This window comes from Rhizobacter sp., from assembly GCF_035702065.1.
GTDB lineage: Bacteria > Pseudomonadota > Gammaproteobacteria > Burkholderiales > Burkholderiaceae_C > Rhizobacter.
In genome coordinates this window covers 26,513-35,626 of sequence record NZ_DASSRA010000073.1, presented here as the reverse complement: position 1 = coordinate 35,626, position 9,114 = coordinate 26,513, and the positions used below count along the sequence as shown (strand labels likewise).

The window sequence follows — 9,114 nt, the reverse complement described above, 5'->3', positions numbered from 1 at the left end:
TGCCGTGCCGGAAGACTTTGCGCTCCCCGAGGGCTACGTGCGCCACTACCAGACGACGGACGATGGCCAGGCCATCGAGCCCATCCTGATGTACGCACCCGACCGCCAGTTCATCGACGGCGCGGGCCGCCCGATCGAGATCCCCAAGGACCGGGTCGTGCGGCCGGAAGCGGCGCCGCCTGGCCTGGCCAACCGGCGCATCGTGATCCCCGCGCCGGTCGAAGCGGACCGGCCCGGGACGTGAACCCCCCGTCCTTCCTGTCCCGACCCGGCGTTCGCGCAGGGGCCGGCGTTCTCTTGAGCGCCGTGTTGCTGGGCCTGTATGCCCGCGGCGGCGCCGGCTGGTGGCTCGGCTTCGTGGCCCTGGTGCCGTGGCTGCGCACGCTCGACACCACGCGCACGCTCGTCGGCTCGCTGCTGAGCGCGTGGGCGATGTCGGTGGCCTTCGTGCTGGCGGCGTTCGCGTGGTTCGGCAGCGCGATCGGCGGTTACTCGCAGCTCGGCGCGCCCGTGGGCTGGATGGTGCTGCTCATCGCCGCGCCCTTGCTTCAGCCGCAGTTCTTCGCCTTCGCGCTGGTGCGCCACGTTGCCAGCCGGCGCTGCGGCCCCATGCTGTGCGCGTTCGCAGGGGCTTGCACCTGGGGCGCGGCCGAATGGCTGGCGCCCAAGTTCCTCGGCGACACGTTGGGCCACGGGCTGTATCTCTCGGCGCTCCTGCGGCAGGCCGCCGATGTGGGCGGCGCGGCCGGCCTCACCTGGCTGCTGCTGCTGGCGAACGAAGGCGTGCGTGCCGCCGTCGCGCGCCGCGGCGATGGCGTGCGCGCGGTCGCGTGGCCGCTGGCGCTGGCTGCTCTGGTGCCGCTGCTGCTGGCCGGCTATGGCGCCTTCGCGGTGACCAGGCTGTCGTCAGCCGCTGCGCCGGAGGCCAAGCCGCTGCGCATGGGGCTGGTGCAATCGAACATCATCGACTACGACCGGCTGCGCCGCGAGAAGGGCGCCGAGGCCGTGGTGCGCGAGGTGCTCGACACGCACTTCGCGATGAGCTACGACGCGATCGAACGCCAGCACGCCGATGCCGTGCTGTGGTCCGAGACGGTCTACCCGCTGACCTTCGGCCACCCGAAGAACGAAGCCGGCGCCGAGCTCGACCGCGAGATCCTCGGCATCGTCAACGCCGCGCAGGTGCCCTTCGTGTTCGGCACCTACGATGTGGACGACGCCGGCGAGTACAACGCCGCCGCCTTCGTGCAGCCTGGCAAGGGCCTGCTCGGCTTCTACCGCAAGACACGGCTGTTCCCCTTCACCGAGTACCTGCCGGCGTGGCTGGACGGCCCGGTGGTGCGCGGCTGGCTCCCGTGGGCAGGCGCCTGGCAGGCCGGCAATGGGGCGCGGGTGTTCCCGCTCAACCTGAGGGACGGCCGTGAGATCCCCGTGCTGCCCCTGATCTGCCTCGACGACACCGACGCGAGCCTCGCCATCGAAGGCGCGCGGCAGGGGGCGCAGGCCATCCTGACCATGTCGAACGACTCCTGGTTCACCGGCAACCCACTCGGTGCCGAGATGCACCAGACGGTGGCCGCTTTCCGCAGCATCGAGACACGCCTGCCGCAGTTCCGCGTGACCGCCAATGGCCACAGCGCGGTGATCGACATGACCGGGCGCGTGGTCGCCGGCACCCGGATGGGCGAACGCACGCTGGTGATCGGCGATTTACCGGTGGCGGAGCCGCCGCGCACGCTGATGGTGATGTGGGGCGACTGGGTGGGGCGCGCGGCGGCGGCCTTCCTCGTGCTGCTGGCTGCGGCCGGCTTCTTGCGCCGGTGGGTCTTCGGCACCGGAGAGTCGCAGGCTGCGGCCGATGCGACGGCCCTGCCCGCGAACGTGGTCGTGCTGCCGGTGGCTGCGCGCATCGTCGGCGGTGTGCTGCGCGCGTTTGCGCGCGGCAGCCTGCTGTGGATGGTGGCCGCCTTCCTGCTCGGTGATGGTTCGCTGCCGACCAACACGCTCGCGCAGATCCGTCTCTTCGCGGCGCTCTTTCTGGCGCCCGAGCTGGCGGCGTGGCTGGTGTTGCGTGCTTTCGCCGCACGCGCCGCGCTGGAACAGGGCGCCTTGGTGCTCACACGCGGCCCGCAGCGCATCGAGCTCGCGCTGCGCGACATGGTCGCCATCGAGCCCTGGCGTCTGCCCGTTCCCGATGCCGGTGTGTCGCTGCGCCTGGCCTCGGGCCAGCGGCACGGCCTCCTGCACGCCAACCCCGCAGCACTGGCCCGGGTGCTGGTGAGCGCGGGAGCGGCAGTGCAGGCGCCCGTGACCACGCGCTCGGGCCTCTATGCACAGGTGCGCGGCGCCGTGCGGCGCGGTTGGCTCGACCACCTGCTCGTGAAGTTCGTGCTGCTCCCGCTGGTGCTGGCCATTCCGGCGTTCCGCCTGCACCAGCACGTCACCTTCGGCAGCAGCTTCGGTGAGTACGAGGCCTTCGGGCTCGCGGCTTACCTCTCCGCCTTTGCGCTGTGGTGGGCTGCCTGGATCTTCGGCGTGGCGCTCACGGCCTCGGCCGTGCGTGCCGCCGTCGAGACAGGCACGCTGGCCAGCGTGTGGCTGCGGCCGAGCCGGGCCGTCGATGTGCGGCGTGGACTGGAGCGACTGGGCCTCGCGGCGCTCTACCTCGGCATGCCGGCGTGGCTGCTGGTGCGCGTCTACGCCGGCTGAGGTGAGGCCTCACTGAACTGGCGTGATCTGCAGGATGTCGCGCAAGTCGATCGAGGGCTGCGCAGCGCGGACCACCGACACCTTCTGCCCTGCGCTGAACGCCTGGTGACAGCGTGTCTTGATGCCCAGGCGCTTCTGGTCGTCACTGAACTCCACCAGCAGCACCTGGGTGCACGACTCGGCCACGGCGCTCCGGGCGTCGCCCACCATGCCACCCACCGCCGGGCCCACCGACCAGGGGTTCAACGTGCCGCCTTGCTCCTGGTGCCGGATCAGGCCCGTGAGGACGGAGGCGCGCGCCGCGCTGACGCTCTGCCGGACCTTGTCTTCCGGGGTGTCGGGCGAAGTCACTTCGATCACGGTGGCCAGGCGAGGCTGGTCGAAGGGGCTCTTGGACTTCGAGGCACAGCCAGCGAGGGCGATGGATGCGGTGAGTGCGGCCAGGCCGGCCAGGTTCGAGAGGGGGCGTTTCAACTCATGGACTCCTTGGGAAGAGCCGGGCGGCTCGACCCAAGTTGTCGGCATGCGCGCGGGCCACTTGAGGCCCGCTGTCCCAGGTGTCAGGGGAAGGAGAAAGGCGTGGTCACCGTGCCGCCGCCTGTCAGCGTGATCGGGCCGGCGGTCTTCAGCACGCCGCCCGACGTGGCCTGGAGCGTGTAGCGGCCGGCTGCCGGCGTGTCGGCCGTGAAGCTGTAGGTGTGCGGTGTGGCAGCGAGGAAGGGCGCCACCAGCGGCGGGGCGATCGGAAGGCTCATCGCGTAGAGGCCCGTGGTGTCGTCGGCGAAGCTGCTGGCCACCTCGATGGTGGGCCCGGCGCTGAGCACCTGCACGGCACGCACGCTGGCTTCGATGCTGGCCGGTGCCGGGGTGATGCTGACCGTGCCCGTGGCCGTGCCCACACCGCTGGCCGAGACCGGCACCGGCAGGGCGCTGGTGGCGTCGTTGAGGCCGAGCACGGTGTCGGCCACCACCGGCACGCCTGTGATGGCGGTGGTGGTGCGGCCGGCCGCGGTGACCACCAGCGTGTAGCTGCCGGGCAGCACCGGTTGCAGCAGGAAGCGGCCCGTCAGGTCGGGCACGGTGGCCTTGACGATGGTCCCGCCCTGCTGGAGCGAGACGACGGGGTCGGGCACGGTCGGGTCGACATAGCCCAGCACGCCCGATACAAAGCGCGGGATCACGCTGATCACCGGCTTGAGCAGGTACTTGCCGGAGTTGCCGGCACGCACGATGGACTTGCAGGCGTCGAAGTCGAGCACGACGTCGGCCAGCTGGTTGGGGGCGACGTCGATGTCGACGTTCATCTTCAGGCCGCTTTGCTGTGCGCTCGGCGTCTTGAGGGCCACCTCGCCCGCCGCGCCGGTGAGTTGCACGGCATTGGCGTAGGGCGGGGCGTTGCCGTTGTCGGCGAGTACCAGGCGCATCTGTGTGTAGTGGCCGGCCGGCAGCAAGGTCTCGCCGAGTTCGTCGAGCACGCCGTTGGTGAGCGAGAGGAGGTCGATGCGGCGCGCGGGGTTGAGCACCACTTCGGACCAGCCGCTGTCGCTGTCCGCCGCGGTGGTGCTCTGGTGCACGCGCACGCGTTGGATGCTCACGTACACGTGGTCGTAGCCGCAGGCCGGGGCGTCGGTCAGCGCCAGGCGCAGGGTGCCGGTGCCCATGGCGGTGTTGTTGCCGGGGCTGGCGACATCGCTGCTGCCGCCTCCGCCGCCGCACGCGCCGAGGGTGAAGAGAAGGGCGGCCGTCGCGGCCAGGCTGAAGAGTCGTTTCAAGGGTTTCATGGGCATCGCCTCGCTGAGTCTCGTTTGTAAATGTGCAAATTCCACATTTAAAGAGACTCTACCCCAAACACGGCCTGGTGTGCAGTCCTTCACGGTGAGAGGGTTTCCGCGGTGCCGGGCCCCCCAATTCCAAGCGCGGCCTGCGGCCTTGCACCCCGTGCCACCATGCGCGCCATGCCCGCCACGTCCTCACGCCCGTCGCCGCGCCACCTGTCGCCCCGCCGCTTGTTGGGCGCGGCCTTGCTGATCGCGCTTGCGTTGGGCCTGCAGATGGGCTGCGCCTCGCTCGACGAGCGCCAGCGCAGCTGGATCTTCCAGCCCAGCGACCGCACCTGGGCTGGCGGCCTGGCAGCCGCCGAAGGCATGCAGGATGTGTGGATCGGCTTCGACGCACCGGCGGCGGATGACAACAAGGCCCGCGAGCCCGTCAAGCTGCACGGCCTGTGGCTGCCGCAGGCCGACGCCGGCGCGCCGGTGCTGCTCTACCTGCACGGCGCGCGCTACGACGTGCGTGGCAGCGCGCCGCGCATGCGCCGCATGCACGAGCTGGGCTTCTCGGTGCTGGGCGTGGACTACCGCGGCTTCGGGCGCAGCACGGCCTCCCTGCCCTCGGAGCGCTCGGCCGCGCAGGACGCGCGGGCCGCCTGGGACTGGCTGGCCGCGCAGCACCCGCAATCGCGACGCTTCATCTTCGGCCACTCGCTGGGCGGTGCCATTGCGGTGCAACTGGCCACCGAGGTGGGCGACGAGGCCGGGCTGATCGTCGAAGGCAGCTTCACCTCCATCCCCGACGTGGTGAGCAGCTTCCGCTGGGGCTGGCTGCCGGTCTCGCCCTTCATCACGCAGCGCTTCGACGCGGTCTCGCGCGTGGCCGAGGTGGGCTCGCCCTTGCTCGTGGTGCATGGCAGCGACGACGCGCTGATCCCGCCGGCGCTCGGCCAGGGCCTGTACGAGCGGGCGCGCGAGCCCAAGCGCTTCGTGCTGGTGCCAGGTGGTTCGCACCACAACACCAATGCCGTCGGCCAGCCGCTGTACCGGCAGGCGCTGGCCGAGCTGTTCGGGTTGGATGCGACGCCGTAGCGCGCTTCAGGCCGACTGCCTGAGCAACCGGATCAGCACGTCGATCACATCGCTCCCGTTGGGCGACTTGAGCCGGTGCTGGCTCAGCGAGCGGGCGAGCTCGGCGGTGCCGAGCTGCCTGTAGTCGGAGCGGATCAGGATGCCGGCAATGGCGCGCTGCACGTCGAGCGAGCGGGCCTGCGAGAACAGGCGGGCGATCTCCTGCAGGCTCTGCGTGTCGGCCAGGCGCTGCTTGGCCAGCGTTTCCAGCGCACGCACCTGCGCGCTGGCGGTGGTCATGCGGCCGATGCCGGAGGCGATGGCGCGCACCTCGCCCACGTCGGCCAGCGGCCGGTGGCGCAGGTAGACCTGGGCGATGGCGACTTCGTCGTCGCGGCTGCTCGTCAAGGCACCCAGCGTGCGCGTGTGGGCCTCGGGGTCGCCCAGGCAGGCGAGCGCAGCCGAGTGCGCCACGTTGCGCGGCTGCACGGCGCCGCTGGCGCGCACCTGAAGCGCGAGGTCGGGGCCGGGCGTTTGCGGCGTGGCGCAGACGAGGTCCACGTCGTGCAGACCCAGGGTGTTGCGCGCCATGCGGGTGGAGATCATCTGCAGGAACTCGGCCTGCTCCTGCTCGGCGCTGAGCCAGCCGAGGCTGCGCGCCAGGGCCATCATGCGCACCTGCACGCCGGCGCGGTCGACGTCTCGGGCGAAGGCGAGGTAGCGCTCGCGCGTGGGCTGGTCGTTGCGGATCTGCTCCAGCGCGGCAGCCACCTCGGGCACGCGGCGTTGCGCCGGACCGAGCGACTCGGTGTAGCGCTCCAGGTGGTCGAGGAACATGCGCGCCTCGTTCACGTCGCGCTGCAGCACCTGGTGCAGGAAGGCCAGCTTGTTGGCATCGGCCGGGCGGGTGTCGGCGAAGCGGCACATGTCCTGGCGGAAGGCCGCGTTGGGGTCGGCGTCGGTGAGGCCGCTGGCCGCCACCATGGACGTGGGGCCGAACAAGCTCAGCATCGTGGGGCTTTCGCGGCCGCTGGCGATCTCACCGGCGGGCGCGGTCTGGAAGTAGCGCTCCAGCAGCGGCCCGGCGGTGCGCCCGAGCGGCGCCTTGGACGAGAAACCGTAGAGCAGGGGCACGTCCTTGAAGACGGTGCGCAGGCGGTCGCGGTTGCTCTGCCCGTAGCGGGTGTTGAGCGCAGCGGCCACCCGCTCGGCGTCGGCGCGCGGCAGGCCCGAGCGGGCCAGGCTGCGCAGCACTTCGCCCTCGGCCACGTGGCGCGGGTCGGACTTGAGCGTGTTGCAGCCGAAGAGGTAAACCTCCTTCACATTGGCCAACACGCCGTTGCAGGAGTTGCTGCACGACGCCTGTTCGAGTTCGGTGACGGGCAGGCGGTCGCGGTCGCCGACGCGGTCGGTGTAGAACTCGGTGCCGTCGTCGAAGTGGCCCGAGATGACCAGCGCGTCGCAGCGCACCTGGCTCTGGCAGGCCTGGGCGAACCAGTTGCTCTGGTGCGGCTTCACCAGCTCGACGAACTGGTATTCGCCGGGCGGCAGGTGGCGCTGGAAGGTGTCGCGCTCGTCGGCCGAGTTGATGGTGATGGTGCACACCGTCTTGGGTGCAGCGAGCGCCAGCAGGGGGCTGCCTGCCAGGCATGCCAGCAAGGCGGCCGCCGTGCGCAAGAGGCCACGGGGCGGGGTAGAGCGGTAGAGCATGCGGTCAGTGTTCCACAGCCCCTTCACCCCTGGAAAGTGCATGTAACAAAGAGCTCGTGCGCTATTGACGGGTTTGGAGCGCAGCGGGGTGCATCACGCCGCTTCCAGCAGTGTCATCAGGGCATCGACCGCCTGCTTGCCCGACTTGGCGGGCTTGCGGTATTCCTTCAGCACGCGCAGCAGATCGGTGCGGTCGATGCTCTTGCGGTCGGCACGCAGGAACACACCCGCGACGGCGTTCTGTACGTCCACCGAAGGCGTGCTCTGGTACAGCGAGGTCAGCGTCTGCAGCACCGACGCGTCGGAAACATAGTGGCGGCCGAGCACATCGAGTGCGCGCACCTGGGGGTTGCCCTGCGGCATGTCGGCGATGCGCGTGGCCACCCGGCGCAGCTCGGTGTTGCTGGTGATGGGGCGCCGGCGCAGGTAGGCCTGGGCGGCCTGCACGTCGGTTTCCTTGGCACTGGCCAGCCCATCGAGCGTGATTGCGCGCCCCTCGGCGCTGCCCAGGCAGGCGCGCACGGCGGCGTGCGGGACGTCGTCGGCCGTGCTGCCGGGCTTCACGTGGCGCGGGAAGGCGCCTTCGAGCTCCTGGTTCTGGTTGAGCCGGCAGGCGAGGTCGATTTCCTGCACGCCGACCGTCTTGCGCTCCATCAGTTCGCCCAGCATCAGCGCGAGTTCGTGCTCGCGCTGGTCGTCGGTCAGCCACCCCAGGTCGTGCGCGAGGTTGACCATGCGCACCCGCGTGGGGGGCTCGTCGGCGTCACGCGCATCGGCGAGGAAGCGCTCGCGCGTGGGCCTGTCGCTGGCGATGTCGGCCAGCGCCCGCGCCACCGGCAGCTGGCGCCGCGTGGGTTCGTCGAGGCTGCCCGCCAGGCGCTGGATGCGGTCGAGGTAGCGCTCGGTGTCATCGCCCGGCCGCTGCATCACGTCGTGGACGAAGTCGAGCTTGGCAGAGATGGGCAGCCGGTCGTCGGCGAACTGGCACATGTCGCGCCGGTCCTGGATGTTCGGGTCGTTGCTGGTGATGCCGCGCGCCGACGCCATGGAGTAGACGGAGAACGCGCGCAGCAGGTTCGGGTCGATGCGGCCGGTGCCCACCAGGGAGCGGCCACCGCCTTGAAAGTACTTCGACAGCGTGGCGGCGGCCGTGGGGCCGAGCGGCGCGGTCGACGCGAAGCCGTAGATCGCCGGCACACCGCGGAACAGCAGCCGCATGCGGTCGTAGCTGCTCTGCCCGTGCGAGACGTTCAGCGTCTGCATGCGGCGCTCGGCGTCGCCGGCGGTCCGGCCGTCGCGCACGTAGTCGCGCACGGTGTCGGCCGAGACGCTGCTCTGCGGCTTGTGGTTCAGCGTGTTGCAGCCGAAGAGGTACACCTCCTTGAGCTGCGAGAACATGCTGGGGCAGGACCGGCTGCACGAGGCGCGCTCGAGCTCCGAGACCGCGAGCAGCTCGTGCGACTCCACCTGGTCGGAGAAGAACTCGTTGTCGCCGTCAAAGTGGCCCGAGACGACCAGCACATCACAGGCCGTGGCGGCCTTGCACGACGACGCCAGCCAGTCGCTGCGCCCGCGCTCGACCAGCTCGACGAAGTTGAACTTCGACTCGGGCAGGTGGCGGCGGAAGACCTCTTTCTCGTCGGGCGAATTGACGGTGATGGTGCACACCGTCTGCTTGGCAGGGGAGGCAGGTGACTTGAGCGACGGCTTGGCCGCCTGCACCGGCTTCTTGCTGTCCGTTCCCTTGCTGGTCGTCGCTTTGGGTGCTGCCAGAGGCGCGGTGGCGGCCACTGCGAAGAGGATCGGGAAGATCAGGAGGGTGAGGGGCCGTCGCATGGTTACCGATCGTAGCGAA

6 protein-coding genes and 1 pseudogene are annotated in these 9,114 nt (G+C 70.5%); 3 read left to right on the top strand and 4 right to left on the bottom strand.

The window, feature by feature from the left end:
• Nucleotides 1-244, top strand: a pseudogene (locus tag VFL64_RS03505) (hypothetical protein); the annotation flags it as partial.
• Nucleotides 245-306: 62 nt separating this feature from the next.
• Nucleotides 307-2,709: an apolipoprotein N-acyltransferase gene (gene lnt / locus VFL64_RS03500; protein WP_489538998.1), complete on the top strand. Its 2,403-nt coding sequence runs from the start codon at nt 307-309 to the stop codon at nt 2,707-2,709.
• 9 nt (nt 2,710-2,718) lie between these two features.
• On the opposite strand, the gene VFL64_RS03495 is transcribed toward lnt, so the two are convergent.
• Nucleotides 2,719-3,183 carry a hypothetical protein gene (locus VFL64_RS03495; protein WP_489538996.1) on the bottom strand — a complete coding sequence of 155 codons (465 nt, stop codon included), beginning with the start codon at nt 3,181-3,183 and terminating at the stop codon, nt 2,719-2,721.
• Between the two features lie 86 nt (nt 3,184-3,269).
• Nucleotides 3,270-4,490, bottom strand: coding sequence for a DUF4382 domain-containing protein (locus tag VFL64_RS03490; RefSeq protein WP_489538995.1), 1,221 nt, complete (start codon nt 4,488-4,490; stop codon nt 3,270-3,272).
• Nucleotides 4,491-4,664: 174 nt separating this feature from the next.
• Between VFL64_RS03490 and VFL64_RS03485 the strand changes: the two genes are divergently transcribed.
• On the top strand, nt 4,665-5,570 hold the full coding sequence (locus tag VFL64_RS03485; RefSeq protein WP_489538997.1) for an alpha/beta hydrolase: 906 nt from the start codon (nt 4,665-4,667) through the stop codon (nt 5,568-5,570).
• A gap of 6 nt (nt 5,571-5,576) precedes the next feature.
• On the opposite strand, the gene VFL64_RS03480 is transcribed toward VFL64_RS03485, so the two are convergent.
• Together VFL64_RS03480 and VFL64_RS03475 are read right to left on the bottom strand one after the other, a co-directional pair.
• Nucleotides 5,577-7,259 carry a hypothetical protein gene (locus VFL64_RS03480; RefSeq protein WP_489538994.1) on the bottom strand — a complete coding sequence of 561 codons (1,683 nt, stop codon included), beginning with the start codon at nt 7,257-7,259 and terminating at the stop codon, nt 5,577-5,579.
• A 93-nt stretch (nt 7,260-7,352) separates the two neighbouring features.
• Nucleotides 7,353-9,095 (bottom strand): hypothetical protein, encoded by a 1,743-nt coding sequence (locus VFL64_RS03475; protein WP_489538993.1) that lies wholly within the window; start codon nt 9,093-9,095, stop codon nt 7,353-7,355.
• Between the last annotated feature and the right edge of the window lie 19 nt (nt 9,096-9,114).

Excerpts from the sequence above, each read along its gene's own strand:
- VFL64_RS03490 (WP_489538995.1), bottom strand. The coding sequence starts at position 4,490 with ATGAAACCCTTGAAACGACTCTTCAGCCTGGCCGCGACGGCCGCCCTT.
- VFL64_RS03485 (WP_489538997.1), top strand. The coding sequence starts at position 4,665 with ATGCCCGCCACGTCCTCACGCCCGTCGCCGCGCCACCTGTCGCCCCGC.
- VFL64_RS03480 (WP_489538994.1), bottom strand. The coding sequence starts at position 7,259 with ATGCTCTACCGCTCTACCCCGCCCCGTGGCCTCTTGCGCACGGCGGCC.
- VFL64_RS03475 (WP_489538993.1), bottom strand. The coding sequence starts at position 9,095 with ATGCGACGGCCCCTCACCCTCCTGATCTTCCCGATCCTCTTCGCAGTG.